Source organism: Rhizobium ruizarguesonis (assembly GCF_017357285.1).
Classification (GTDB): domain Bacteria; phylum Pseudomonadota; class Alphaproteobacteria; order Rhizobiales; family Rhizobiaceae; genus Rhizobium; species Rhizobium ruizarguesonis.
The window spans coordinates 527,530-554,448 of record NZ_CP071680.1 but is presented as its reverse complement, the minus strand read 5'-3'; the positions used below and the strand labels follow the sequence as shown (position 1 = coordinate 554,448).

Genomic DNA, 26,919 nt, shown 5'->3' with positions numbered 1-26,919 from the left:
AATAGCCCTCGGTTTAGCCGAGCGGCTTTGCAGGACGTCGAAGCACGGATTGGTTTCGGAAAGGAGAAGTGCGGTCGAGCGACGGGTTTCACTGTCTTTGCCGGTAGGCAGCGGGTGTGACGCCTGTGCCCAACTTGAATGCCCGTGTCATGTGGCTCTGGCTGCTGAAGCCGCAGGCCGAAGCGATCTGCGCGATCGGGTCCATGCCTGATAACATCGATTTGGCGCGCTCGATACGCCGGTGAGCCACCCAGCCATGTGGGGACACACCATAGCTTGCCCGGAACATCCGCTGAAAATGAAAGGCGCTGAGCTGCCCGATCGCCGCCAGATCCTGCAAGCGGATTGTCTCACCGAGATGGGCCTCGATATACTCCAGACTCCGGCGCCGCACATGAGAAGCGAGCCCGCCGCTGATCGCGCAGGGACGCGTCCCGCCATAACGCGGATCAACGAAGAAATCGTTGATCGTCTGTGCCATCGCTTCTTCAGCCTGCAGATGACTGCCCGCCACGATCGCTTGCGTCATCTGCCGAAGCGTGCGCGCCAAGGGGGGTGCATCTGCGAAGGTCACTTCGGGAAGAGCCATGAGCCGAGCATCGCGGTCAAACGTCTCCGCAAACATCCGGCGCAACTCATCATCGGGAACATACAGATGGACGAATTGGGAGAAGTCGGTGATTTCCCATTCGGACCAGTGCTCCTGTGGCATGATGCACAGCACTCCCGGACGGCCGCGCGCGGCGGGGCTGCCATCCAGACGTCGCGTTCCGGCGCCGCCCCTGAGATAAAGACTGAACGTATGGCCGTTCGGCCGCTGATAGCTCATCCTGTCGTGTGCATTGCTCCAGATGGCAGCTGATCGCCCGAACCCCAAATCGATGGACTGTGACATCCGCGCAGTGGGAGATGCGGACAAAAACCTGAAAACCGAGGGGTGACTATATTTCACCAATTCTTCCCCACACCTGACCATGCCGCGCGAACAATACCGGCGGACGACCCGCATGGCGAGCCGGAAGTCCGGGCAAATCGATTTCATAGCAAGAATCTGCAAGAGACCTGCTCGCGGTTCGCCTATTGGTCGGGAAAACGAGGATCACTCCATGGCAAATGCCGCTCTCTTCATCGCCACCGTCCTTATATGGGGGACGACTTGGATCGCCATTGCGATGCAGGTCGGTCCCGTGCCGGTCTTGGTCTCGGTCTTTTACAGATTTGCGGTCGCAGCAGTGATCCTCGTCGCCATCCTGGCCGTCATGCGGCGGCTCAAGCTCCCTGCCTTGCGCGATCAGCCTTTCATCCTTGCGCAAGCGCTCTGCCTGTTCAGCCTCAATTTCATCTGCTTCTACAACGCCGCCGCCTCTATCCCGTCCGGGCTGATCTCCGTGATCTTCTCGCTCGCAACGATCTACAATGCCGTCAATGCGCGTCTCTTCTTCGGCGACCGCATTACCGGCCGCACGCTTCTCGCAGCGGCGCTCGGAGCAACCGGCCTTCTCCTCCTTTTCGGACAGGACGTCGTCGTCGATTTCGATATGGGCACGTTGAAAGGGATCGGGCTCGCAGCGCTTGGCACGCTGTTCTTCTCGCTGGGCAATATGGCATCGCGTCGAAACAGCGCGGTTGGAATCTCACCGCTGACCGCTAATGCCTGGGGCATGATCTATGGCGCGATCGTCCTCCTCGTCCTGATTGCCGTGACGCAAACGCCGATCGTCGCACCGCCCAACATCACCTATCTTGCCGCCATGCTCTATCTCGCGGCAATCGGATCGGTGATCGGCTTCACAACCTACCTGATGCTGGTGTCGCGCATCGGCTCCTCACGCGCTGCCTATGCCACCGTCTTGTTCCCGATCGTCGCCCTGTCGTTGTCGACGGTCTTCGAGGGCTACCACTGGACCGGTCTGGGCCTGATCGGCCTGGCGCTGACGCTTCTCGGCAACGTGGTCATCTTTGCGCGACCTCTGGCCCGTCGCCCGCCGCAGTCAGATGCGAGGTTGCCGGCAGGCGGATGAGAGGCCGGCCCAGGCAATCTCCCGGGCAGAGGTGCACTAGCCGAGCGGCTTTTGCAGCACGTCGAAGCGCGGATTGGTTTCGGAAAAGATCGGCAGGGCGGCGGCGCCGAGAATTGCCGTATCCTTGCCGGTCATGCCGATCATGACGCGAGGCACCGTCCGCTGCTGGTTGGGATCGATCGGGGTGTGCAGCGGCTCCAGCCGCTCTGCAAGCCGAAGCATCAGCGATGTCGATATGCTGCCGCCAAGCACGATGGTCTGCGGGTCGAAGGCCAGTTCCAGAAAATCGAGGGTCTGCCGCAGCGGTTGGACGGCCTGATCCAGCCAGGTATCGAGACCTTCGCCGCCCTTGGCGATCAGCGCATCGAGATCGTCGGGCGACAGCTCCTCGGCGTTGGCAATGCCCATGAATTCGTAGGCAACGGCCGGCGAGATGTAGCGATCCAGACAGCCGCGCTTGCCGCAACTGCAGAGCTTGCCATGCGGTTCGACGATGATGTGACCGATCTCGCCGGCATTGTTGCGGCTACCCTTGTAGAGGTGACCGTCGAGGAACATCCCGGCGCCGATGCCGCCGCCGCCGGCGAGAAACAGATAGACGAAGCTGCCCAAACCGCGGGCGACGCCATGCAGGCGCTCGCCGATCGCCGCTGCCGTCGCGTCGTTTTCGACAAGCACCGGCACTTTTACCCGCTGTTCCAGCTCATGCCCGACGGGAAAACCCTGCCAGCCGGGCAGGTTCAGCGGACTGAGCGACGTGGTGCCGCCATCGGCATAGCGGCCGGGCAGGGCCATCCCGACGCCGAGCAACCTGTTCCGGTCGAATGCGAAGGCCTGCTGAAGATCCTCGACGATGGACTGGAGAGCCGGCATCGCCCGTTGCGGATCGGGATGTTCGACGTGGCGCTCGATGCGTGCGCAGACGGCGCCGGAGAGATCCGTCAGGACCCCGCTGGCGCGCTGGCGACCAAGTTCGAGGCCGATCGAATAGGCGCCGCGTGGATTGATGGAGTAGGGGATGATCGGCTGGCCGCGCGCCAGCTTCTGCGCCTCGGCCGGAACGAGAAGGTGCGATCGCTCCAGCTCCTCGACGATGTTCGATACGGTCTGGGCAGTCAGCGCCGTCATCCGGGCGATCGCCGCGCGCGACAAGGGACCGTTCGTGCGGACAGCCTCGATCACCACACGCCGGTTGTGAGACTTGGCCTGCTCGAGATTCGTGCCGGAGATTGCCTTCATGTCGCCTTCAAAGGAAATGGTGCGTCACCCTTGTCACAAGACGAACACCGATGAAAGCCACATTCTTCACCACGTCCCTGGACGAAAGCATGTCGCGCAAAACTGTGCTGCGGTTTTGCGACAACGACATGCGTAAGAACAAAGACCTAAAGCGCGACAAGCGAATCCGAACGATCGCGACGCGCTTTAGCGGGCTTTGCCCCTATGCAAGAGGCCGATGATCGCGATCCCCGACAATCCGGTGACGGCGCTCAGGATCGCGGTTCCCGAATAGCCAGTCACATAGGTGCCGGCGGCAAAGACCAGCGCGCCGATCCCGGCGCTGGCAAAGATATTGACGGAGATCAGTGCGCTGCCGAGGCCCGGCCGGTCGGCGATCAGATCCTGCAGATAGGTGATCGGAATGGTGATGATCGCCGACGCTCCGATGCCGGCAAGCAGGGTGAGCGCATAGAGGTGCCACGGCTCAGAGGCAAAGCCGAGAAGGCTGAGGAACACGGCATAGATGATGGTGCCGGCGGCAAGCGCCGTCATCTGGCCGGCCTTCCGTGCGATCCGCGACCAGACAATGATGAAGACGACTTCCAGCAATGCGACGATGCCGACAAGAATGCCGACGTCGCTCAGCGAACCATGAGCAGCACCGGTGGCGATCAACGGCAGAAGGGCGTCATTGAGATGCAGCGTGCTGGTAATCAGCGCTACCCCACAAATATGCGCCGAGATGCGCGGCGAAACCACCTGGCGAAGCGCGCCGAGATAGCTGAGATGATGAACTGCTGCCATCTCCGTTCCCGTCCGCTTCGGCAGGGCGAAGACGATGATCCCCTGGCAGAGCAGACATGAGATGCTGGCAAAGAGGTAGGCCGGCAGCATGCTCGATGCGCCCGAGAGAACCAGGCCGGTGATGCCGGGGATCAACACCCAGGACAGCGAGATCATGGCGCGTACGCCGGAGTTGGCCGTCACCATGTCGCTTCGGTTCATGCCGTGCATCGCCGCACGCGCATTGGCAAATAGCAGCGAGTTCAGCGCCCCGTAGATCGGCAGGGGCAGCAAGCCGGCGATGACGAAGACGGCGGCGCTGGGAAAGGCGTAGACCATGCCGTAGCCGACGATGCCGAACAGGCAGGCGCCGATCATCGTCGACCGGTACTCGCCCAGCCGGTCGGCGAGATTGCCGAGCAGGATGCTGATGACGACGTTCACCGCCGCCGAGAGGAAACTCAGGAAGGAATAGACGCCGTCGCTCAAGCCCAATTCGCGGATACCCACGACCGAACGATAGGGAGCCGTCATCGCCCCCGCCATTCCGAAGGTGAAAATAGCGATCATGCTGGCGCGGATCGCCGGATTACGGAAGACGTCGGGAAAAAGTCGGCTCATGCGGTCATCGATCAGAAGTAAGCCGGCTTCACAACCTGCTCCTCTCGTCTTCCTCTGGAGCAATTCCAGGAAAGTGCAAAGCGGTTTTTCGTCCGGAATTGCGTAAAAACAAAAAGTTAGAGCGGTTCTGCGGTTCCATGAAAAGTTGAACCGCTCTGGATTTCAGTAGTGTTCCGATTGCGAGAAGGTCCGCGCGAGCTCGGCCTGGCCTGCCGTGAGGCCACAGTCGACTGGCAGGCAGACGCCGGTGATAGAGGCGGCCTGGGGACCGGCGAGGAAGGCCACGGCATTGGCAACATCTTTCGGGTCGACGACCCGCTGTAGCGGATACCAGCGGCGTGCTTCCTCGAAAACGTTGGGATTGGCGCTCGCACGGGCTTCCCAGGCCTGCGTCTTCACCGTGCCGGGTGCGACGGCGTTGGACCGGATCCCGAACTTGCCGTATTCCACGGCGACCAGCCGGGTGAAATGCAGAAGGCCTGCCTTGGCGGCGCTATAGGCCGGGTGTCCGAAGACATGCATGCCGTTGACCGAGGCGATGTTGACGACGGAACCCTTGGAAACCGTCAGCATGGGCTCGAATGCGCGGAAACATAAGAATGCCGCTTCGAGATTAAGCGCATTGTCCGCCCGCCAGATCTCGGGCGTCGTGTCGTGCAGGCTGGTGGCGCGGGCAGCACCCGCATTGTTGACCAGGGTTCGAACCACGCCGACGTCTGCTGCGCGTCTTGCCAATTCGGCAATGCTCGTCTCGCTGGTCACATCGCATTGGACGGCGACGAAGCGATTGCCCGGCCCGAGCTTCAATGCCACGGCAGCCGCAGCCGCAGCATCGATGTCGGCGAGAAACACGATGTCGTGGTCATCGGCGAGCCGTGCGGCGATCGCCGCGCCGATATCGCCTGCAGCGCCGGTAACGATGGCTATCGACTGCGTCATTTTCTGTCGCTCCCGTTCATGAACCTCAATCTCCAAGCAATTGCCGGTCGTCGCCGTCGCGGTGAATGACCAGCTGTTGCTTGATGCGCCGAAGCGTGGTCGTCGCCTTTGGCTGAACGGCGTAGGCGACCAGGCTCGACAGGATATCGACCGTCGCGATGTAGGCGATGCGCGTCGAGGTCGGGCGATAGATATTGCTGCCTTCGGGAAGATCGATCGGCACGACGATTTCGGCAGCCTTGGCAACAGGGCTGTCCGTCTGGGTGAGCGCGATCGTCTTCACCTTGGTCTGGCGGGCAAGCTCGAAGGCCCGCACCAGCTCCATATTGCGCCCTGAGAAGGACGAGCCGATCAACACGTCGCCCGGCTTTGCCGCGGCAGCCATCATCAACTGCATGCTGTGGTCGGAACTTGCCGTGATGCGAAGCCCGAGACGGAAGAGGCGGTTCTGGAGCTCGTCGGCGATCATTGACGAATTGCCGCCCGATCCGAACGCATAGATCATATCGGCCTTGGCGATATGCGAAACGGCGGCTTCGATCGCGGCAAGATCGAGCGACCGATGCAGGAGAAAGAGCGCGTTCTGGGCCTTGGTGATGATATCCTGTGCGACATCAGCCGGATCAGTGCTTTTCGATTCAGGTTTCAGATACCGCACGCCGATATGGGCGGTGCGAGCGAGCTGCACCTTGAAGTCGGAAAAGCTCTCGCAACCGAGCCGCCGGCAAAAACGGGTGACGGTCGGCGGCGATACCTTGGCCCGTTCCGCGAGCTCGATGATCGAGGCATTCACGGCAAACTCGAAATCGTTGACGATGATCTCCGCGATGCGGCCCTCGGAGGGAGAGAGCCGACCCTTGTCTTCCTGCAGCGTTGAAAAGATATCCAAGCCCGTCCCCCCGATGGTTCTCTATTTATCCTTCTTCTTATAGGCCACGCAGTCGATCTCAACCTTGCAATCAACCATCATCGACGATTGCACACAGGCGCGGGCCGGTGGATGTTCGCCGAAATACTCCTGGTAGATTCTATTGAAGGTCCAGAAGTCGCGCGGATCATCGAGCCAGACGCCGACGCGCACGACGTCTTCGACGCCGTATCCGGCCTCGTCGAGGATCGCCAGGACATTGGCAATCGTCTTGTGGGTCTGGGCAATGATGTTGCCATCGATGATTTCGCCATCTTCCATCGCAACCTGGCCGGAAACATACAGCCATCCGTCGGCTTCGACCGCCCGCGCGAAAGGCAGCGCCTTGCCGCCGGCGCCCGTTTGAACAGTGCCATAGCGCTTGATGGGCATGCTGAAGTCCTTGCAAATTATTTTCTTGATAAGTTGACAAGTGACCATAGAAAGCAGAATTTGACTAGTGAAAAACACGTTTTATGAAAAGAATTTCAATCCGGGGCAGATATGCGCGATCCTTTCAAGAATCCTTTCCCGTCCGACAGCGCCCGGCACGCTATCTGGGAGATGCTCGTTTCGCGCGATATCGATGCCTTTCTGGCCGCCGATTGGTCGATGGTCGAGCATGACTTTGTGGAAGAGGGTTTCATCGGCATCGACGGCCGAAAGGAAGTCAGCCCCGACAAGTGGCGCCTCGCATTTCCGACGCTGTCGGCCTATCGCCAGGAATGGCTGAGGCAGGCAGAGGATTTCGCCAAACAGAGTTTCGCAGAAGATGCGCGCACGGCGATCTTCACCACGACGACGCTGGACGATATCGAAATCGAAGGCGACATGGCGCTTGTTCGCAAGAAATTCGATGGCGGCATTTCCAAGCCTGACGGCACCCGAGACGTCATGCAATGGCAGACGCTCTATTATTGCAGGCTTCACGAAGGACGCTGGAAGATCTCAGGTTTCACCGGCTACCTGCCGAACCCGATGGGTTGACGCGGGGCCGACAATACGAAGGCCACTTTCTTGCGCATTTTCACGGCAGCACTGGCGACCGAGACCAACACCTTTTCCCCGATCTGCGTGGATCGTCGCGCATTCGAAGCCTCTCTTTATGCTCCGCCCGGCCAGCATCCCGAGACGCCGACGCTCTGCACCGCGCCGATCACCGTCGGAAGGCGCGTCACCCGAGAAAAGGGTTGGGAACTGATTGAGGGAACCGCCACCTGGGCCGATCCCGCAGGCCTCGTCAACCGGGGGACCTACGAGGAATTGCGTGACGAAATCCTCGGGCAACTCAACGCGGCAATGCCTGTCGACGCCGTTGTCATGGGCCTGCATGGCGCCATGGTGGCTGCCGGATACGAGGATACTGAAGGCGATCTTCTCTCGCGCATGCGGGAGATCGTCGGGCCTGATGTCCTCATCTGCGCCGAACTCGATCCGCACAGCCATCTCACCGCAAAACGCGTCGCTGCGCTCGATTTCGCTGTCTATTTCAAGGAGTTTCCGCATACGGACTTCGTCGACCGCGCCGAGGATCTCTGGCGCATGACGGTCGAAACGCTCGAAGGCCGGATCAAGCCTGATATGTCGGTGTTCGACTGCAAGATGATCGACGTCTTCCCGACATCGCGCGAGCCCATGCGTTCCTTCGTCGACAAGATCATGCAGATCGAGACGGATGATCCTGACATCCTGTCGATCTCGGTGATCCACGGTTTCATGGTGGGCGACGTTCCCGAAATGGGAACGAAGCTGCTTGTCGTGACGGACAATAAGCCGGAGAAGGGCGCGGCTTTGGCGCGCGAACTCGGCCTCGAGCTGTTTTCGAAGCGCGGCACCTTCATGGTTCCGCAGATCGACGAGAAGGAAGCCGTCACGCGCGCGCTTGCCGCAACCGCATGGCCGGTTGTCATCGCCGATGTCTGGGATAATCCGGGTGGCGGCACGGCAGGGGACGCGACTGTCATCCTCGGGGAACTCATGGCCCGCGGCGTGACGAGTGCTGCGATCGGCACCATCTGGGATCCGGTGGCCGTCCAGATTTGCTTTGCGGCGGGCGAGGGGGCGGAAATTCCGTTGCGCTTCGGCGCCAAGTCGGCGCCCGGCACCGGCAATCCCGTCGATGGCACCGTCAAGATCGTCAAGCTCGTGAAGAATGCCGAGATGCAGTTCGGCGAGAGCCTCGCACCTTTCGGCGATGCCGTACATATCGTGCTTGACGGCCTCGACATCATCCTCAATTCGACGCGCGCCCAAAGCTTTGATCCGAGCCTTTTCTCGGCGATGGGCATCGATCCCGCCAGGCAGAAGATCCTGGTGATCAAATCCACCAACCACTTCTTCGCGTCCTTCTCGAAGATCGCGGCAGAGATCCTTTACTGCTCCGCCGGAACGCCCTATCCCAATAATCCGGCGACGACGCCGTACCGGCGCGCACCGAAGACCATATGGCCGATCGTCGCCGATCCACACCGACCAGAACGCGGAGCCGCCTAGATGCATGACAACCGGTTTGCCGTCATCGCCAAGGCAGGAGACAGGATCGCCGATCTCTCGACGCCGCGTCCTGTGATCGACGAAGACAGGCTGGCTGCAAACATAGGCCGCGTTCAATCCTATATGGATCAGCACGGGTTGAACTTCCGCCCGCATATCAAGACGCACAAGATCCCGGCTCTCGCCGTCGCGCAGGTTGCCGCCGGCGCCAAGGGCATCAATTGCCAGAAGGTGACGGAAGCCGAAGTCTTTGCCGAAGCCGGCTTCGAGGACATCCTCATCACCTTCAACATCCTCGGACCGCAGAAGCTCGAGCGGCTGGCCAAGTTGAACGAGAGAATTTCGGCCCTCAAGGTCGTCGCCGACAGCGAAGTGACGGTCGACGGGCTCGCAGCACATTTCTCCGGCCACAAGCCGCTGAACGTGCTGGTCGAATGCGATACCGGCGGCAGCCGCTGCGGCGTGCAGACACCGGCAGAAGCGGCTTCGCTCGCCAAGCGCATCGCCGCTGCCGACGGCCTCACCTTCGGCGGCATCGTGACCTATCCGAAACCGCAATCGGCTGCCGCCGTCGAAGCCTTCATCGCCGAGACGCTCGAACAGCTGAAAACGGAAGGCATAACCTGCCCGATTGTCAGCAATGGCGGAACGCCAAGCCTCTTCGAGGCGCATCTCGTCAAATCGGCCACGGAACACCGCGCCGGCACCTATATCTATAATGATCGCCAGATGGTGCGCATGGGCCATTGCACCGAGGACGATTGCGCCATGCATGTGCTGGCGACCGTCGTGTCGCGGCCAAACGCCGACCGCGCCGTCATCGATGCCGGGTCGAAGGCGCTGACATCGGATCTTCAGGGTTTCAGCGATTACGGGCTGATCGTCGGTTATCCCGAGGCGCGGATCAGCAGCCTCTCGGAAGAACACGGCGTGATCGACCTGTCGAACTGCACCGGCCCCCGGCCGCAGATCGGTCAGAAGCTCTTCATCATCCCGAACCACACATGCGTCGTGTCCAATCTGTTCGATACGATGGTCTTCCATCGGGGCGGCATCGTCACCCGCGTCGAGGAAGTCGCCGCCCGCGGCCTCGTCTGGTAGGGGTCGGTTCCGATTGAAGGCGAAGTGGCCCTGATCACCGACGACCGCAGTGATTGGCTGATTGCTCGCGGTCTCGGTATCAGCAAGAATGCAGTCGCTGATATCGCAAGACATGCGCGTGGCGGATGATTTCGTTGCGCCAATAACAGACATCAGCTCAGCACCGACGGATGACCGATTTGGGCCGGAGAACGAACCCGCTGCGCGGGAGGGCGCCTGCGGTTGAGGTAGAGGGCACAGGCCGGACGTTGCGCCTGCATTGAGCGTCGTCCGGCAACGGCAGAGCATGACGGGCTTCTTCAACAAGGAGCCTGACCATGCAGCACCCCCATCTCGATACGCCCGTCAGCCCGCTGCGCCAGCGGTTGATCGACGACATGAACATGCGGCGTTTCTCACGCGAAACGCAACGCAACTATCTCCGCGACATCGGACGCCTGGCGACCTTCCTCGGGCGTTCACCAGACACGGCGACCGCCGACGACCTGCGCCGGTTCCAGATCGAGCAGCAGGAGGATGGCGTTCCCGTTCCGACGATGAACAGCGTCGTGTCGGCGCTACGCTTCTTCTTCACCCAGACCCTCGACCGCCCGGACCTGGCGCGCAGGCTCATCCGGCTGGCGCATCCGCGTAACCTGCCCGTGGTGCTGAGCCGCGACGAGGTTGCCCGGTTGCTCAATGCCACCACCTGCCTCAAGCACCAGGCGGCATTGTCGGTCGCCTATGGCGCGGGCCTACGTGTCGCGGAGGTGTCGATGCTGAAGGTCGCCGACGTCGACAGCGAGCGCATGCTGCTGCGCGTCGAGCGTGGCAAGGGCGGGCGCTATCGCAATGCCATGCTTTCGGAGGACCTGCTCACCCTGCTGCGCCAGTGGTGGAAGGTGGGCCGGCAGCAGGGTGTGATGCATCGCGACGGCTGGTTATTCCCTGGCCAACACGCAATGAAGCCGATCAGCACGCGGCAGCTCTATCGGATCGTCGTTGAGGCGGCCCAGGCCGCCGACATCGCCAAGCGGGTCGGGCCGCATACGCTGCGCCACAGCTTCGCCACCCACCTGCTGGAGGACGGCACGGACATTCGGATCATCCAGGTCCTGCTCGGGCACGCAAAACTCAACAACACCGCCCTCTACGCCAAGGTGGCGACCAGGACGGTCCGCACAGTTACGAGTCCGCTCGACAAACTCGGCCTGTTCAAGCCGGAAGAAGCCTTCCCCGACGGTTGAGCCTTGCGTGCCTCGATCGAGGTCGCCGACATCTTCCGTGCTGCCGGCGCGGCGTACCGGCGCGCGCATGCTGAACATATGAGCCTGCCGCAACTGAAGGTGATGTCGGCGATCGAGAACTGCCGCACTGCGGCCCTCGGCGGTCACGTCGAGGCCTGCGAGGACTGCGGCCAGTGGCGGATCGCCTACAACTCCTGCCGCAATCGGCACTGCCCAAAGTGCCAGGGCGCGGCGGCACGGACATGGCTTGCCGAACGCGAGGCCGATCTGCTTCCGGTCGGCTACTTCCACGTCGTATTCACCCTGCCGGCCGAGGTCGCCGACATAGCGTTCCAGAACAAGGCGCTCGTCTACGACCTGCTGTTCAAGGCGGCGTCGGAGACGATGCTGACCATCGCGGCCGATCGCAAGCATCTCGGCGCGCGCATCGGCATCACCGCCGTGCTCCACACCTGGGGATCGGCGATGACGCACCATCCGCATGTGCACATGATCGTTCCGGGCGGCGGCATCACGCCAGACGGAAGTCGATGGATCTCGTCGCGCCCGGCCTTCCTGCTTCCCGTACGCGTACTCGGCAAACTGTTCCGACGACTGTTCCTCACCCGGCTGGTCGCTCTGCACGACGCCGAGCGGCTCTGCTTCTTTGGCGCACTTGCTCATCTCACCGAGCGGCAGGCATTCTTGCGGCATCTATCGCCGGTCCGAAAGAAACGCTGGGTGGTCTATGCGAAGGCGCCGTTCGCGGGTCCTGAGGCCGTTCTTGCCTATCTGTCGCGCTATACCCACCGGGTCGCAATCTCGAACCGCCGCCTGATCACCTTCGACGAAACTGGCGTCACCTTCCGCTATAAGGACTACCGCCGCGACGGCCGCGACCGGCAGCAGATCATGACGCTCGCGGTCGATGAGTTCATCCGCCGCTTCCTGCTCCATGTCTTGCCGCGCGGCTTCCATCGCATCCGGCACTACGGCCTGCTCGCCGGCTCCGCCCGCAAGGCCAATCTGGCGCTCGCCCGCGAACTCCTGGACGTCGCCGCACCGGCCGATGACAACACACCAGGCGAACCGGATGACTTCCGCCCGCCATGCCCCTGCTGCGGCGGACGAATGATCGTCATCGAGGTGTTCGAACGCCGGAGGCAGCCGCGCGGACCGCCGGATGCGACGGCGACGAACCGGGAGACTGCTTCATGACCCGGCATGGCATGATCCAGACCTCAGCCGCGGGCGCCCCGCCTCCGGCAACCGACCCACGCGCGTTCATGGTGATTATCGCCGCCAACAGGGTCGCGTCGAGCCGGCTGCCGGGCCGGCTAAACCGCGCGGAGGCGCAACGAAGCGGCCTGTCCGCATCCAGCACCCCACTTCCTGGCCGCGGTCGCGCCATCGCCGATATCAGCCCCAGATCGAAATCCCCATAGCCTCCGACTGTGGCCCGCGGGTTCCTTCCTCGGGGACTTTCGTACGCCTGCCGGCGCCCGAAACTCTTCACGGAAACTGACGGTCGGTTTTCGGCTTCTAAGTATTGAGAGAGCAGCCGTTCCATAGCACCCGATACGGGACGCAAACCTAGCCCGCAATCAATCGAGATTGCCAGCGCTTCCCAATACCAAACTACCGACGCTGGATTGTTCAAGATCATCGAGTGGCGTGAGTATTTCGGAGACCTGATCGCGCAGCCAAGTGTGTGCACGGGAGGCCGAATTGCGCCGGTGCCAAATCATTGCCAACAGTGTTGGCGGCAAAGCAAAGGGCAGCGGATGAATGGCAAGCCCCTCTGCGATGGCCACTTTCACGGCCATCCGGCGCGGTACAATTCCGACAAGGTTTGTCGCGGCCACAGACCGCAAGACGGCCGTAAAGGTCGGTACCGAGAGGACGACCTCACGTTGCAGGCCCAATGCAGCAAGTGCGGCAGTTTCTCGATCGGGCGCCATCTCGATGACGCGGAAGGCGGCGTGGCGCAGACTGCAATACAGTTCGACGGGCATCGCCGCCGCCGGCGTAACACCGTGCTGGCGTAGAACCGGATGATCCTGCCGCGCAACAACAACGTAACTGGCATGAAAGATCGGTCGCCAATCGACCCAGGGCGAAAAATTGCCCGCAGGCAACAAGATCAGATCCAGCCTGGCTTCTCGTAGGTCGTCCATGGTCTGAAGATTGAGCGAGTCGGTATAGCGCAGCGAAATGCCCGGTGCCCGCTGTTCCAGGTTAGCCATTAGGCCGGGTAGCATCATCTCGGTGAAAAAATCCGACGCTGCAATGCGGAAAGTCTGCACCGCACTCGCTGGATCGAAGCTTGCCGGGTTTAAGAGGCGGCTTGAATCCTCAAGCAGTTGCGTCAGCGGCAACACCAAAGCAAGTGCAAATTCGGTCGGGCGCATTTGCTGGCCATCACGCATCAGCAGTGGATCGCCGAAGGCGGCGCGCAACCGCCCAAGGGCCGCCGACACGGCCGGCTGCGATAGGCCAATCCGCTCCCCGGCGCGCACGGTAGACCGTTCGCGCAACAAGGCATCCAGCACTTTCAATAGGTTAAGGTCGAAGGCGGATAAATTCATGGGATCAATTCAGTCGATATAATCATCCAATTTATCACAAGCCCGGCGGTGCGCTATTTCGGGGGCCTTCCGATCAACCAACCACGAAGGTCCCTGTATCATGAACGTATATACCCAGCCACAGCAGTCTCATAGCTGGAACGGCACCACCCATCGCATCCTGTTGTCCTCCGCCGAAACGCAAGGCGCCATGTCCATCGTCCACGGCGTTGCCGGCCCGCTTGAGGGCCCGCCTTCGCACATCCATGAGGCCGAGGACGAAACTTTCCTTGTGCTGGAAGGCGTCATTGATTTCGAACTTGAGGGTACCGTGTTTCGGCGCGGTCCGATGGAGACTGCGCATATCCCACGTGGCAAGCGTCATAGCTTCCGCACCGGTCCCGACGGCGCTGTTTGCATCGCCGTGCTGACGCCGGGTGGCTTTGAAGGTTTTTTCGAAGAAGTCGCCGCAGCCGGTTTTCAAATACCGCGTGACATCGCCGCGGTTGCCGAATGTGCGGCACGCTATGGCTCGCAGTTTACCGGCCCCGGGCTGGCGCAGAGAGGCTGATATGCGTGACATCGCCTTTATCTTTTTTCTCGCGGCGGTCGTGTGTGTCACCTCTGGCATGGTTTGGGGGATCCAGATGGCAATCAGCGAGGACCACTTGCTGGCGCCGGCCCATGCGCATCTCAACCTGGTGGGATGGACGACGCTGGCGTTGTTTGGCCTGTACTACCGGCTGACCCCCACTGCAGCGCGGGGGATACTTCCCCGCGTTCACGCCGGACTTGCCATCCTCGGTGTCGCTCTCATGGTCCCAGGTATTGCCATGGTCATGGCCGGAGGTCCGCCCGCTCTGGCGAGTGCCGGCGCGATACTGACTTTGGCCTCGATGCTGCTGTTTCTGGTGACCGTTGCCCGCCACGGATTTGGTGCAGAGGCGTGACGACTGACCGCGGGCTTCGCAACGCCCGCGGTCAAAAGGCTTGGTTTAGCCTCCGGGCATTATAAGAGAAGCGGACCGAACGCCGCGAGAACTGCCGTCCGATTGCCAGAGGTCCTGTGGCCGCATCACCTGCTGTCTCGCCAGTTCGGGCAAATGTCCGCTTTGCGGGTGCGGCTAAAAAATCTCAATGTCCGACATAAGGGCGCAAAGCGGTCAAGACCGCCGTCGGCCCCTTTGCTGCCGTTCGAGGTCGATCCGAGGAACGTGCGGTATGTGCTAGAATGCGGCCTGAAGGCGGAATGCGACGGACGCACTGCGAGGGACGGTGTGATCGTACCGGAATTCGCGCAACCGAGAGCCGACGTTGTGCTCTTGAAAGGGGAGACGAGGACGATGCCGACACCACAGCAACCCAGTCTAATAGTTCGACAGAAATCCCCACAGAACATCGAGTTTCCGTTTGCGTCGCTCTCCGATTGGCTGATCCCAACCGAGCTGTTCTTCGTGCGAAACCATTTCCCGTCGCCGGACCTCGATGCGCGAGACTGGAGATTGCGCGTTGGCGGGGCGGTGGAGCGGCCGATCGAACTTGACCTCGACAGCATCAAGGCGATGCGGAGCACGACTTTCACCGCCGTCGTCGAGTGTGCAGGGAACGGGCGCGTCTACTATGAGCCGCCGAAGGAGGGGTTGCAGTGGCAGAACGGAGCCGTCGGCAATGCCGCGTGGACAGGTGTTCTTCTGCGCGAGATTTTGGAAATGGCGGGCGTTAAACGAACCGCACGTGAGGTACTTCTCGCAGGCGCCGACAGCGGCGTCGTCGACACAAACAAGAAAACGGCTTCTCCCGGCCCCATCGCTTTTGCGCGCAGTTTACCGCTTGAGAAGGCCATCGCTGACAGCACGATCCTTGCCTATTCGATGAACGAGGAGCCGTTGACGCGCGATCACGGCTACCCGCTACGCGCGGTCGTGGGTGGCTGGTTCGGCATGGCTTGGGTCAAGTGGATCACTGATATCACGGTTGTGGAGCAACCGTTCCTTGGCTACTGGCAGGCGCGCGACTATTTCCGTTGGGAGCGCAGCCTCGGGGAACCCAGGCTGGTCCCCCTTGCGGAGATGGAGGTCAAAGCGCAGATCGCGCGTCCCGTACAGGGGGCGCGTCTCATCGCCGGCCAACCGTACCGGATTTTCGGAGCCGCCTGGAGCGGAGAGGCTGTTATCCGGCAGGTGCAGGTGTGCACCGGAGATGGCAGGGGCTGGCGCGAGGGAAGGCTCCTCGAAACAGAACGTCCCTTTGCATGGCGCTTGTGGGAGTACATGTGGACCCCTGAAGAAGTGGGGCAATATATACTGCGATGTCGCGCGATCGATGGGGCGGGGTGCGTGCAGCCCGAGCTCCAGCGTTCTGACTGCGAGAGCTACGCAGCCAATTGGATCGTTCCGGTGGAGGTTACGGTCGTTCCCGAGCCACAGACGTACGAGGAGGAATTCGTGATCTAATCACCCGCATGGGGTGGAACATGAAGGCCGGCGCAACTCGACCAGCAGGTATCTGGCTGGACCGGCTCAACAATGGCGGAAGGCTGATCCTACCGCTTACCACCGATCTTGGATTTACCAGCAGCAACTGGAGCAACAGGCACCTTCGAGGGCCGGACTCTGCTATCTGCAGGAGATTGTCCAAAGACGTTCGTGGAGTGAGAAGCACCCCGAAATCATGCCGGCGGGCAGGCGTAATTGCTTAGGGTGTCATTCGCGCCTAGCCGAATCCGACCCCTGGCAGGACCAACCGCCGAAACAGGGCCAGTCGGCTCAGGCCGCCGTCGGATTGATCACGTTCATATCGATTTCGGTCAGTTCCACGCGCCGCTCGAAAGCTATGCCCGCCTCGTCGAAGAGGTGGCAATCTGCGGCATTGATGCCGGTTGCAACCGGCACGTCCGCGCGGATGCCGACGCTGCCCGGCAGCATGGCGCAGAAATTTTCGGCCTCTCCGTTGAGCGAGGCGTAAGCGACCGTATTTGCCCCGAGGCGCTCGATAACCGTCGGCGTCACGGTAAAGACGATATCGCCGCCGTTAAGCTGGATATGCTCCGGCCGGATGCCGAGCGTCAAAGCCTTGCCGACAATGCCGTCGCGCGGCGCCACGGGCAAAAGGGCTGTCTGGCCCTGATAATCCACCTCGACGCCATTGGCGCTGACGCTTTTACAGGTCACAGGAAGAAAATTCATTTTCGGATTGCCGATGAAGCCGGCGACGAACTGGTTCGCGGGCTTGTGATAAAGCTCCAGCGGCGCCCCCGTCTGGGAGATATCGCCGGAATCCAGCACGACGATACGATCGGCCATGGTCATCGCCTCGACCTGGTCGTGCGTCACATAGATCATCGTCGCCTTCAACTGCCTGTGCAGCTTGGCAAGCTCGATGCGCATGTCGGCGCGCAACGCCGCGTCGAGGTTGGACAGCGGCTCGTCGAACAGGAATATCTTGGGTTCGCGCACGATCGCGCGGCCGATCGCGACGCGTTGGCGCTGGCCGCCGGAAAGCATACCGGGTTTCTGCTGCAGCCGCTGTTCGAGGTGAAGGATGCGCGCTGCATTTTCTACCTTGGCCTTGAGCTTTTCCTCTTCCATCCTTTCGACGCGAAGCGGAAAGGCGATGTTCTCGAAGACTGTCATGTGCGGGTAAAGCGCGTAGGACTGGAACACCATGGCGATGCCGCGCTTGACCGGCGGCAGGTCATTGACCCTGATACCATCGATAACGATGTCGCCCGCGCTCGTCGCGTCGAGACCGGCAATCATGCGCAGCAGGGTGGATTTGCCGCAGCCTGACGGGCCGACGAAGACGACGAATTCGCCGTTCTTCACATCGAGCTGCACGCCCTTCAGAACTTCGTAGTCGCCATAGAACTTCTGAACTTTGTTGAGAAAGAGCTGTCCCAAAAATCTGTCTCCACCGGCGGCCTTCGTCGCACATTCGATCATCGTTCCTGCATATTCCTTAAATCGGATTCGATTTAGAGATGAAATTATGCAGCAATTCAAAGTGTTACAACGTTCCCTTGCGGCTGTGGAACAGACGCACGGGGCTGTAGGGAAGGGATCGCGGGCTGTTGCCGTCCGCGATCCCAGGGGCCCAAAAAGCTTACTTGAACGCCTCGACTTCGCCAGCAGCCTTCTTGAGCGCCGCTTCCGGCTCGGCCTTACCCGTGACCACGGACTGGATCATCTCGATCATCGAGTTCTGGAAGCCCTTATAGTCGGTGAAGAGCGGCTCGGGACCACCATAGCTGATGCCGTCGATCAAGGGCTTCCAGTAAGGATCCTTGGCGACGAACTCGTCGACCTTGGCTGACGGACGCAGGGGAGTGAGACCGGCGCCGCCCTGCAGTTCGTATTCCGACTGCACGTCGGGCGAGGTGATGAACTTGGCAAATTCCGTCGCCTTGTCCTCGACCCCCGAACCCTTGAAGATCGCCAGGCTGTCGGTGATCAGCAGCGTGCCGGGGCCCTTAGCGTCGGGACCGAGCGGCAGCGTCGTGATGCCCCAGCTGATCTTCGTTTTCTTCAGGCGGTCGGCCGCACCCGAACCTGCCTGGATCATGGCGACCTTGCCGTCGAGGAAGATGGCGCGGACTTCGTTCTGCTCGTAGGCGGTCGGACCTTCTTCGGAGTAGGGAACGATATCCTTGTAGGCCTTCAGCGCAGAAAGAATCTCAGGGCTGTCGAGCGTGACCTTGCCGTCGGCATCGATCACCGCGCCATTATTGGTGTAAACCCAATGCATGAACTGGTGCATCGTATTGTCGAAGGTCTTGGCGGAGAGACCGTAGCCCGGAATGCCGGTCTTTTCCTTGATGGTCTTTGCCATCGCGATTTCTTCAGCCCAGGTCTTCGGCGGCGTCTCGGGATCGAGGCCGGCCTGCTTGAAGAGATCCTTGTTCCAGTAGAGCGCCTTGGTGGAGAAGGCGATCGGAACGCCCCACTGTGAGCCCTCGAAGGTGACCGTGTCGACGATGTGCGGATAGTAGGTCTTCTTCTCGTCGTCTGTCATCGGCACCGGAACGATGAGGTCGTTCTGCGCGAATTCCTTCAGCGTGCGCGAACCGACATAGGCCATCGCCACCGGCGTGCCGGCGGCGGCGAGCGTCGTTGCCTTGTCCTGGCACTGCGCCCATCCGACGACCTCGGGGGCGATCTTCCAGCCTGCGTTCTTTTCTTCCCACTGCTTGATGTATTTGGTGTGGACCGGGTCGATCGTGTCGCCGCAATAGATCCAGCTGATTTCCTTGTCGGCCGCCTGGGCAGTGACGGCGGTCAGTGCCGTCGAACCGAGCAGGGCGAGCGCCATAAGGCCTGTCTTGATGGTAATGCTCACGTCGTGACTCCCATTCTTGTGTTAGCTGTTCACTCGTTTTTTGGTCTTATTGTTTCACCGCACCGGCGGTCAGCCCGCCGACAAGGTAGCGCTGAAGGAAGAAGATGACGACCATTGCCGGCGCGATACCGACGAAGGAAGCCGCCATCAGTTCGTTCCAGATGACCTCCTGCTTGCCGAAGTAAGCAAAGAGCCCCACCGGCAAGGGCATGTATTCGGTCTTCGAGTTGAACGTCAGCGCGAAGATGAATTGCTGAGCGTAAGCGCCGATGAAGGTGGTAATGGCGACGACGATAATCCCCGGCATCGCAATGGGCAGGATGACACGGCGAAGCGTATAGAAATGGCTGGCGCCATCCATGTAGGCCGCTTCGTTGAGTTCCTGTGGAATGCGGATCATGTAAGTGCGCAGCAGCCAGATCGCCGACGGAATCAAGAAGGCGACGCCCGGCACGATCATGGCGAGATAGGTGTTGAGCACGCCGATGCTGCGCATCAGCCGGAAGAGCGGGATCAACAGCACGGCGCCGGAGAACATGTTCACCGTCAGGAACGCGCCGAGCAGGATCCCCATGCCCTTGAATTCGAACTTCGCAAAGGCATAGGCCGCCGGAATGACGAGGCAGAGCACGATCAGCGTGACGATGATCGAGATGAAGAACGAGTTGAAAATATAGCGCCCGAAGCCCGGCACGCTGATCCACATCGTCCGATAGGCTTCAAACGAGCCGTTCTCCGGCCAGAAGCGGTAGGGCGAAGAGAAGAGCTGGCTGAGCGGCTTCAGCGAAACCAGGAAACCTTCGACGAAGGGCGACAGCACAAAGAAAAGAAACAGCGCGATGCCGCAATAGATCAGGATGATTTCCCACCAGCGGTAACGGTCGATCATGGCTGCATTGCTCATGCGCGCTTCTCCGGGTTGAGACGGCGGGTGACGCGGAAATAGGCGAAGCAGAAGAGCGACAGGAAGATGCAGATCAAAACGGCGCGCGCGGCACCTTCACCGTATTTCTTCGAGCCGATCGCGGTCTGATAGGTATCGATGATCATCGTCGTGGTCTCGCCGCTCGGTCCGCCCTGCGTCAGGATCCAGATGATGTCGAACGAGTTGAAGGTGGCGATCAGCGACAGCATCGACATGGTGATGATCGCCGGAACCATCAGCGGCAGCGTGATGCGGCGGAAGCGGTACCAGCGGCCGGCGCCGTCGGTCCAGGCGGCCTCGTAGAGATCCTTCGGAATGGATTGGATCGCGGCCAGGAAGTAGATCGTCACCAGCGGCACGCCGATCCACACGTCGGTGACGATCGTTGCCCAGAAAGCGGTGCTTCCATAAGCGAGGAAGGCGACCGGACCGTCGACGAGACCGAAGCGCTGCAACATGCCTGATATCATCCCGAACTGGCCATTATACATCCAGCCCCACATGAAGATGCCGATCGCCATCGGCACGATCCATGGCGGCATGGTCAAAAGCCGGAACAGCGAGCGGCCGGGGACCGCGGCATTCAACATGGTCGCACCGAAAGTGCCGATCACCATTTTCAGGGCGACCGAGAAGAATGTCCAGATGAACGTACGGATGATGACTTCTGCAAACCGCTCGTTGAAGATTTTCTCGTAGTTGACCCAGCCCACCCAATTGGTGGTCTTCTTAAGGGATGCATCGGTGAAGGAGAGAATGAAGGTATCGACCAGCGGATAGGCGACGATCGCCAGAACATAGAGCACAGCCGGAAGAAGAAGGATGCAAGCGAAGATGAAGGTGCTTCTTTGAACACTCATCTTGCCGCCCTCCTCAAGCCGCTCTTGCGTGAAGGGCTTCGTCGAAGCGGTCCCAGATGGGACGCAGATCGATGACCGCTTTCTTCATCCTCGCTTCGTCCATCGCCAAGGCGAGGATACCGGCTTCGAGCGCATTCAGCGTGGAAACAGGAAGTTCGAGCCCGGTGCGCACGCTTTCAAGCAGATCGCTCGCCATCTGTTCATCGGCGCCGTAGTGCTGGGAGAGCTCCGTGGCGGCATATTTGTTTTCGACAATCTTGTTGCCGGTCAGCTGTTCGTGAACGTCGAGATAGCCGCGCACGAAATCGCCTTCGGCCATGCCGCGCGAACCCATGATGGCAAAACGGCGGAATTGATCGGGCACATTCAGATTGGTGTGAAAGTTCATGCCGACGCCATTGGCATATTCGACGATCGCCACCTGATAGTCGATGATATCGGCATCGCTGTCGAAGACCTTGTCCGATCCCATCCACCCGCTCGGCTTGCGGTGGAAAAGCTCGAGGTCGTTGATGCCCTCGCGCGCCGGGTCGTTTGCCGGAATGAAGCTCTTGCGGCCACCGAAACTTGCGACGCGTTCCGGCCTTGCGCCGGCGACACCATTGTAAAGATCGAGGTCGTGGCAGCATTTCTCCAGCATGAAGCTGCCGGAATAGCGCTCATAGCGGCGCCAGTCGCGCATGAAGAAGGCACCGTGATAAGGCTCGATATGTTCGGAGGCCTCGATCGACACGATCTGACCAAGCTTGCCCTCGGCCTGGATAGCGCGGAGATCCTTATAAAGAGGAGAATAGCGCAAGACGAGACCGACCATCAGTCGCTCGTGGCCGAATTTTGCCATCAGATGGGCAAGTTCGATGCTTTCAGCGATCGTGGTGACGATCGGCTTTTCGCAGAAGACCTTGAGACCGGCTTGAAGCCCGAGCCTGATGTGGTCGAGATGCAGGTGATTGGGGGAGCCGATCATCAGGAGATCGAGCTTTTCGGAGGCAAGGAGCTCCTCCGGCGAACCATAGGCCTTGCCGACCGAAATTCCCTTTTCCGTCAATCCGGGAAGTCCGGCTGGTTCCGGATCCACATAGCCTACAATGTCGAAGCTGCTATCGATTGCCTTGAAAACATAGCCGAGATAGCCGAGCCGGAATCCTAGCCCGATGATTCCCACTTTCATGCCGATCAAGTTCCCATTTAGTAATTTATTTTCTTTAAGTTGGGACAAAAATCGCGAGGCGTCAATAGAAAACGGGCCTCAAAGCGCGAGCATGAAATTAATTTTCATAGATCGGTAGCCGGCGGTCGATTGCTGGCTGCGACCGGCCGGACGCCGATTGCCAAAGGGAATAGGCCGCATCTCTTGACGCCGGGGCGGCGAATTCAGCGACTGTTGGCGCAGCCAACGATCGCCCCGGCAAGCTCACGCAGAACTCGCGAAATGTTGAAAAGAGCCGCGAGTTTACGTGTGTAGGATAGTGCGAGACCCGAAGGCAAGGAGGAGCCATCATGACCCGCATGACAGCCAAGGATTTCCCTCAGGAACTTCTCGAACTCTACGATTATTACGCGCACGGGAGAATTACCAAGCGCGAGTTTCTCGACCGGGCCGGCAAATTCGCTGTCGGCGGCGTCACGGCAGCCGCCATTCTTGCGTCACTGAGCCCCGACTATGCGCTGGCGACCCAGGTCGAGTTCACCGATCCCGATATATCAGCCGAATACATCACCTATCCCTCGCCAAAAGGAAATGGAGATGTCCGCGGCTATCTCGTCCGCCCTGCAAAAGCCGCCGGCAAAGTCGCGGCCGTGGTGGTCGTTCACGAAAACAGAGGTCTGAACCCCTACATCGAGGATGTGGCGCGGCGCGTGGCAAAGGCAGGCTTCATAGCCCTTGCGCCCGATGGGCTCACGTCGGTCGGAGGCTACCCCGGCAACGATGAAAAGGGGCGGGAACTCCAGCAGAAGGTCGACCCGGAAAAGCTGATGAACGATTTCTTCGCGGCGGTCGAATTTTTGATGCACAGCGATCTCACCACCGGCAAGGTCGGCATCACCGGCTTCTGCTATGGCGGCGGCGTCGCCAACGCCGCGGCGGTGGCCTATCCGGAACTTGCCGCAGCCGTGCCCTTTTACGGCAGGCAGCCGCGCGCCGAAGACGTGCCGAAGATCAAGGCGCCGTTGCTTCTCCATTATGCCGGGCTGGACAAGGGAATCAACGAAGGCTGGCCGGCCTATGAAGCTGCGCTGAAGTCAGCTGGAAAGACATTTGAGGCCTACATCTACCCTGACGTCAATCACGGTTTTCACAATGATTCCACGCCCCGCTACGACGAAGCAGCAGCCAAGCTCGCCTGGCAGCGAACGGTCGACTGGTTTACGAAATACCTCGCCTGAGAAGGCTGCCGCCTGAACGATGATGCGGCCGGGGAGGCGTTCCCCGCCGCCTGTCCGTCCCCACGGCTTGTCAAGGCGACTAACGGTCTGCAATCAGGCTCCAGAAGAGATCGTCGCCAGACAGGTTTTCAACATCGGCAAGCTTGCGAAGCTGCAGGAAAGAGGCGCCGGACGCAGTCCGACTTCCCCAGCGCAAGCAGTCGATGAATTTGACTTCACGTTCATGAACGCTCATCGGCGCTTCGAGCGATCCCTTCGCATGCAAGCGGGATTTGTTCAAAATGCGCCCGTCGCGCATCATGACCGTGACGACATGCGGGAGGCGCTCCACGCCTTTTTCCTCATCAGCCGAATAGGACCGCATGTCGATGCGCGGCATGAATTCCCGGATTTCCGGCCGCCCAATCTCCTGCCGTGTAAAATCCGAAAGGCTAAGGGAGCCTTTGAGGAAAGCTGTCGCCAGGCAATACTGCATCGAGAAGCGTGCCTGCATCTCGTCGGCAGGGTCGGGATAAGCGAGGTTGCGGACAGCGGATATGCCGACTTTCGCCTCGATCCTGGCAATGTCGCCCGCCAAAAGCCCATGCTCCTGCTTCAGATCCAGAAGCGCGTCGATTGCGCGATGGGTCGAGGCGCAGCAGGGATGGCGCTTGGTCACCACGCCCCGGCTTTCGATGATATGCTCCTTCTCGAATGTCAGGTCGTCCCAGCCCTTGGCATCATCGCCCCCGAAAAGATCGAGGAAGCCTTGCGGCCGTTCGAGGATATCCGCCCGTCCGCTCATGCCCGCAAGCGCCATGCGCGCCGCGTCCACGGCATTGCGCGCTGCAATGCCGGCATGAAGCGGTTTGGCGCTCGTGCCGAATTGCCCTTTCGGGCCGCAGGCGAAGCTCGTCGCGAGGCTCATCGCCGCGGTTAGGCTCTCTTCGTCGGCGCCGAGAAGCCGTGCCACGCCAGCCGCGGCCCCGATGCTGCCGACCGTCGCCGTCGCGTGCCAGCCCCTGTTGTAGTGAGAGGGATTGACGCCAAAGCCGACAGCCGCCTGCGCTTCCAGCCCGGCCAGGTAGGCCTCGAGAAACCGTCTTCCGCTTGTCACCTTGCCGCTCGTCAGAACCGCCAGCAGCGCCGGCACCAGCACCGCGGAAGCATGCGCCCTTGCCGGATGGAAATTGTCATCGAAATCGAGCGCATGAGCCGCCGTTGCGTTGATGAGTGCGGCGAAAGAGGGCGAGGCGGAGCCGCCGGTGATAAGCCGCGCTTTGCCGCCTCCGGCGATTTCCCGGTCGAAGGCGCGGGTGAGCGCAGCAACGCTTTCATCGCCACTGCCTGCAATCATGCAGCCGATCGTGTCCACCACAGCATCTCTTGCCCGGTCCATGGCGACGTTCGAGAACGTCGTTCGCGACAGGACCTGTTCCGCGATCTTCCGGAGAATGGTGGCCATTGACGAAAGTCTTTCCGTGAGTTTGGTTCTCAGCGGAAAATGTTCAACTTTCCGCAGGTCCGCAATCTTATGCGGTTTGCGGGTAGGGCTATCGACATTGGAGATAGAATGGCGCGCGACACGAGTGCGGCGATCAGCCTGAAGCATATCGAAGCCTATGACGCCATCGCCGCGACAGGCTCGACGATCGCCGCTTCCGTCGAGCTTGGTATCTCGCAATCGAATGCCAGCCGCTTATTGCAGCAACTGGAAGACTATCTCGGCGTCCGGCTTTTCGACCGGGAAAAGAACCGGCTTCAACCGACCCGCGAGGGGCTGCAGCTCGGCCCGGAAATCCGTGCCATTTCAGACCGGCTGCGCGCCTTGAAAACGGCGGCGATGGAGCTCGAGAGCGGTCGATCGCGCGAGATCATGCTGCGGCTCGCCTTTCCCTCCAGTCTTTCCTCGACGCGCATTCCGAAGCTGGTGAAGAACTTTCTTGCAGCGAATGGTCCGATGCGCGTCGAAGTCGCATCCGGCAGCTATCTCGCAATTGAACGGATGGTGGCCGACGGCGAGGCCGATCTCGGCTTCGCGCGTCTGCCGCTGATGAGCCCGGGATTGAAACAGGAGAAGATCCTGTCGTCGCGGATCATTTGCGTCCTGCACAACGATCATCCGAACGCCGGCAGCCGGCAATTGTCGGTCGGCGATCTGAAGGGGCAGGATCTGATCATGCTGAACAGGGAGCGACCGGTTCGCCATGAGCTGGAGGCGTTGTTCTACAAGGACGGCATCCGCCAACGCCCCTTGCTCGAAGCGCATTCGGTGGCGAGTGCCTGCGCGCTGGCCACGCAGGGGCTCGGCATTGCGCTGGTCGGCGAGATCATCGCCCGCGAATATGCGACGCTGCCGCTGCAGTTCATTCCGCTCGAACCGGAACTGCCGGTTGCCTACGCGCTGATCAGCGGCGAGAAATTTCCGATGCCCAAGGCCGCCAGCCTCTTCCTTCAAAGCATTTCGGACTGGGCATGATGACGGTGCCTGAACCGTCCCGGGGGATCGCAAACACATGAATATCAAGCAACTGGAAGTCCTGCGCACGCTTCTGGCGACAGGGTCGACGATTGCCACGGCAAAGACGATGGGGCTCAGTCAGTCCGGCGTCAGCCGCCTCCTGCAGCAGCTCGAGGCGGACCTTTCGATGTCGCTTTTCGTGCGCGACAAAGGCCGTCTCATCCCCACCCCCGAGGCCCTGCTTCTTGCCCGCGATGCCGAAAACATCTTGCTCGCGGTCGATCGGATGTCGGGCCACGCGGAGGACTTAAGAAGCGGCGCCGCCGGCCCGGAGATCGTCCGCATCGGCCTGCCGAGCAGCATGTGGGAGCATTTCGCGCCGGCAATGCTGGCCGATTACATCAGCGATTTCCCAGGTGTGCGGATCGAAACCTTCTTCGAGACGACGACCGCGATCAACAAGCTCGTCGAGCAGCGGGTGATCGATTTCGGCTTTCTGCGCATGGAGGGCGAGAGCGGACCGGGCATCGAGGTCGAGCGCGTCGCCACCGGCGAAAGCGTCTGCGTCGTTCCGAAGGATCATGCTCTTGCGAAACTGGAGGAAATCACGGTCAGGAATTTGCGCGACGTTCCTCTCATTCTGATCGGCCGCCAACGGCCGAACCGCATGGCGCTCGACCAGACCTTCCGACGGGCCGGCATCAAGCAGATCGTCAAGATCGAGACGCATACCAACAGTTCCGCCTGTTCCTACGTCGCGCATGGCCTCGGGGTCACGATCATCAGCAGCTTTTATGCAAATCTCTATCGCCATCTGCCGGTGGTCCACCGTCCTTTCGTGCCACGCGCGACCCAGGAATTCGGATTGGCGAGGGCGGTTGGGACGCCACTCTCGATTGCCGCCCATGCTCTGAGCGATGCCTTAAAGCGACAGATTAAGCTTTCGCAAAAAGACATTTAAAATCAAATTTTTAGCCTGAACTCTTACACCAACGCAGCCGCTTTGGTTGCGGTCATATTCCGCATAGACTTATGACAGAATCGCATAATATTGCGGATATTTCTTCATTCGATCATAGTCTGCAGCAACGAAACCGATGGCGCCGGGTACTGT

25 protein-coding genes are annotated in these 26,919 nt (G+C 60.6%); 12 read left to right on the top strand and 13 right to left on the bottom strand.

Features of this window, described 5'->3' with window-relative positions; translation table 11 throughout:
- Positions 1 to 88: 88 nt before the first annotated feature.
- Positions 89 to 952, bottom strand: coding sequence for a helix-turn-helix domain-containing protein (locus J3P73_RS30690; protein ID WP_483408114.1), 864 nt, complete (start codon positions 950 to 952; stop codon positions 89 to 91).
- A gap of 154 nt (positions 953 to 1,106) precedes the next feature.
- On the opposite strand from J3P73_RS30690, the gene J3P73_RS30685 reads away from it, so the two are divergent.
- Entirely contained in the window at positions 1,107 to 2,021 is a 915-nt protein-coding gene (locus tag J3P73_RS30685; protein ID WP_207580051.1) for a DMT family transporter, read from the top strand.
- Between the two features lie 36 nt (positions 2,022 to 2,057).
- Here the strand turns inward: J3P73_RS30685 and J3P73_RS30680 are convergent, their stop codons facing one another.
- The 5 genes from J3P73_RS30680 to J3P73_RS30660 all read right to left on the bottom strand — a co-directional run bounded on the left by J3P73_RS30680 (position 2,058) and on the right by J3P73_RS30660 (position 6,885).
- Complete coding sequence (locus tag J3P73_RS30680) at positions 2,058 to 3,260, bottom strand: ROK family transcriptional regulator (protein ID WP_024320086.1); 1,203 nt, start codon at positions 3,258 to 3,260, stop codon at positions 2,058 to 2,060.
- Between the two features lie 186 nt (positions 3,261 to 3,446).
- Positions 3,447 to 4,646, bottom strand: coding sequence for an MFS transporter (locus J3P73_RS30675; RefSeq protein ID WP_207580050.1), 1,200 nt, complete (start codon positions 4,644 to 4,646; stop codon positions 3,447 to 3,449).
- Positions 4,647 to 4,808: 162 nt separating this feature from the next.
- Positions 4,809 to 5,585: an SDR family oxidoreductase gene (locus tag J3P73_RS30670; protein ID WP_207580049.1), complete on the bottom strand. Its 777-nt coding sequence runs from the start codon at positions 5,583 to 5,585 to the stop codon at positions 4,809 to 4,811.
- A gap of 25 nt (positions 5,586 to 5,610) precedes the next feature.
- On the bottom strand, positions 5,611 to 6,474 hold the full coding sequence (locus tag J3P73_RS30665) for a MurR/RpiR family transcriptional regulator (RefSeq protein ID WP_018071221.1): 864 nt from the start codon (positions 6,472 to 6,474) through the stop codon (positions 5,611 to 5,613).
- 21 nt (positions 6,475 to 6,495) lie between these two features.
- Positions 6,496 to 6,885, bottom strand: a complete 390-nt coding sequence (locus J3P73_RS30660) for a RidA family protein (RefSeq protein ID WP_207580048.1) — start codon at positions 6,883 to 6,885, stop codon at positions 6,496 to 6,498.
- Positions 6,886 to 6,996: 111 nt separating this feature from the next.
- On the opposite strand from J3P73_RS30660, the gene J3P73_RS30655 reads away from it, so the two are divergent.
- The 5 genes from J3P73_RS30655 (at position 6,997) to J3P73_RS30635 (ending at position 12,509) form a co-directional block, all read left to right on the top strand.
- Positions 6,997 to 7,479, top strand: coding sequence for a hypothetical protein (locus J3P73_RS30655; protein WP_130687761.1), 483 nt, complete (start codon positions 6,997 to 6,999; stop codon positions 7,477 to 7,479).
- Positions 7,480 to 7,509: 30 nt separating this feature from the next.
- The gene (locus J3P73_RS30650) at positions 7,510 to 8,985 is read left to right on the top strand and encodes a M81 family metallopeptidase (RefSeq protein WP_207580047.1); all 1,476 of its coding nucleotides are present in this window, start codon (positions 7,510 to 7,512) and stop codon (positions 8,983 to 8,985) included.
- Positions 8,986 to 10,086, top strand: coding sequence for a D-TA family PLP-dependent enzyme (locus J3P73_RS30645; protein WP_130665900.1), 1,101 nt, complete (start codon positions 8,986 to 8,988; stop codon positions 10,084 to 10,086). It begins immediately after the preceding gene.
- A gap of 317 nt (positions 10,087 to 10,403) precedes the next feature.
- On the top strand, positions 10,404 to 11,312 hold the full coding sequence (locus J3P73_RS30640) for a tyrosine-type recombinase/integrase (RefSeq protein ID WP_130691464.1): 909 nt from the start codon (positions 10,404 to 10,406) through the stop codon (positions 11,310 to 11,312).
- A gap of 3 nt (positions 11,313 to 11,315) precedes the next feature.
- Positions 11,316 to 12,509, top strand: a complete 1,194-nt coding sequence (locus J3P73_RS30635) for an IS91 family transposase (RefSeq protein ID WP_130691466.1) — start codon at positions 11,316 to 11,318, stop codon at positions 12,507 to 12,509.
- Between the two features lie 386 nt (positions 12,510 to 12,895).
- Here the strand turns inward: J3P73_RS30635 and J3P73_RS30630 are convergent, their stop codons facing one another.
- Positions 12,896 to 13,879 carry a LysR family transcriptional regulator gene (locus tag J3P73_RS30630; protein ID WP_207580046.1) on the bottom strand — a complete coding sequence of 328 codons (984 nt, stop codon included), beginning with the start codon at positions 13,877 to 13,879 and terminating at the stop codon, positions 12,896 to 12,898.
- Between the two features lie 100 nt (positions 13,880 to 13,979).
- On the opposite strand from J3P73_RS30630, the gene J3P73_RS30625 reads away from it, so the two are divergent.
- The 3 genes from J3P73_RS30625 (at position 13,980) to J3P73_RS30615 (ending at position 16,311) form a co-directional block, all read left to right on the top strand.
- Positions 13,980 to 14,429 carry a cupin domain-containing protein gene (locus tag J3P73_RS30625; protein WP_130687767.1) on the top strand — a complete coding sequence of 150 codons (450 nt, stop codon included), beginning with the start codon at positions 13,980 to 13,982 and terminating at the stop codon, positions 14,427 to 14,429.
- Position 14,430: 1 nt separating this feature from the next.
- Positions 14,431 to 14,808: a hypothetical protein gene (locus tag J3P73_RS30620; protein WP_024320078.1), complete on the top strand. Its 378-nt coding sequence runs from the start codon at positions 14,431 to 14,433 to the stop codon at positions 14,806 to 14,808.
- Positions 14,809 to 15,201: 393 nt separating this feature from the next.
- Positions 15,202 to 16,311 carry a sulfite oxidase gene (locus J3P73_RS30615; protein ID WP_024320077.1) on the top strand — a complete coding sequence of 370 codons (1,110 nt, stop codon included), beginning with the start codon at positions 15,202 to 15,204 and terminating at the stop codon, positions 16,309 to 16,311.
- 312 nt (positions 16,312 to 16,623) lie between these two features.
- On the opposite strand, the gene J3P73_RS30610 is transcribed toward J3P73_RS30615, so the two are convergent.
- The 5 genes from J3P73_RS30610 to J3P73_RS30590 all read right to left on the bottom strand — a co-directional run bounded on the left by J3P73_RS30610 (position 16,624) and on the right by J3P73_RS30590 (position 22,148).
- Entirely contained in the window at positions 16,624 to 17,757 is a 1,134-nt protein-coding gene (locus J3P73_RS30610) for an ABC transporter ATP-binding protein (protein ID WP_024320076.1), read from the bottom strand.
- A 202-nt stretch (positions 17,758 to 17,959) separates the two neighbouring features.
- Positions 17,960 to 19,165, bottom strand: coding sequence for an ABC transporter substrate-binding protein (locus tag J3P73_RS30605; protein WP_207580082.1), 1,206 nt, complete (start codon positions 19,163 to 19,165; stop codon positions 17,960 to 17,962).
- Between the two features lie 73 nt (positions 19,166 to 19,238).
- Positions 19,239 to 20,096 (bottom strand): carbohydrate ABC transporter permease, encoded by an 858-nt coding sequence (locus J3P73_RS30600; RefSeq protein ID WP_018071212.1) that lies wholly within the window; start codon positions 20,094 to 20,096, stop codon positions 19,239 to 19,241.
- Positions 20,093 to 20,977, bottom strand: a complete 885-nt coding sequence (locus tag J3P73_RS30595) for a carbohydrate ABC transporter permease (RefSeq protein WP_024320075.1) — start codon at positions 20,975 to 20,977, stop codon at positions 20,093 to 20,095. Before J3P73_RS30595 ends, J3P73_RS30600 begins: the two co-directional genes overlap by 4 nt.
- Positions 20,978 to 20,990: 13 nt before the next feature.
- Entirely contained in the window at positions 20,991 to 22,148 is a 1,158-nt protein-coding gene (locus tag J3P73_RS30590) for a Gfo/Idh/MocA family protein (protein ID WP_024320074.1), read from the bottom strand.
- Between the two features lie 329 nt (positions 22,149 to 22,477).
- On the opposite strand from J3P73_RS30590, the gene yghX reads away from it, so the two are divergent.
- Complete coding sequence (gene yghX / locus J3P73_RS30585) at positions 22,478 to 23,365, top strand: YghX family hydrolase (RefSeq protein ID WP_027690167.1); 888 nt, start codon at positions 22,478 to 22,480, stop codon at positions 23,363 to 23,365.
- A 79-nt stretch (positions 23,366 to 23,444) separates the two neighbouring features.
- Here yghX and J3P73_RS30580 read toward each other — a convergent pair whose 3' ends face one another.
- The gene (locus tag J3P73_RS30580; RefSeq protein ID WP_027690168.1) at positions 23,445 to 24,809 is read right to left on the bottom strand and encodes an MmgE/PrpD family protein; all 1,365 of its coding nucleotides are present in this window, start codon (positions 24,807 to 24,809) and stop codon (positions 23,445 to 23,447) included.
- A 39-nt stretch (positions 24,810 to 24,848) separates the two neighbouring features.
- Between J3P73_RS30580 and J3P73_RS30575 the strand changes: the two genes are divergently transcribed.
- Both J3P73_RS30575 and J3P73_RS30570 read left to right on the top strand, forming a co-directional pair.
- Positions 24,849 to 25,823 carry a LysR family transcriptional regulator gene (locus J3P73_RS30575; RefSeq protein ID WP_197726922.1) on the top strand — a complete coding sequence of 325 codons (975 nt, stop codon included), beginning with the start codon at positions 24,849 to 24,851 and terminating at the stop codon, positions 25,821 to 25,823.
- A gap of 37 nt (positions 25,824 to 25,860) precedes the next feature.
- Positions 25,861 to 26,766 carry a LysR family transcriptional regulator gene (locus J3P73_RS30570; protein ID WP_024320070.1) on the top strand — a complete coding sequence of 302 codons (906 nt, stop codon included), beginning with the start codon at positions 25,861 to 25,863 and terminating at the stop codon, positions 26,764 to 26,766.
- The last annotated feature ends 153 nt before the right edge of the window (positions 26,767 to 26,919 follow it).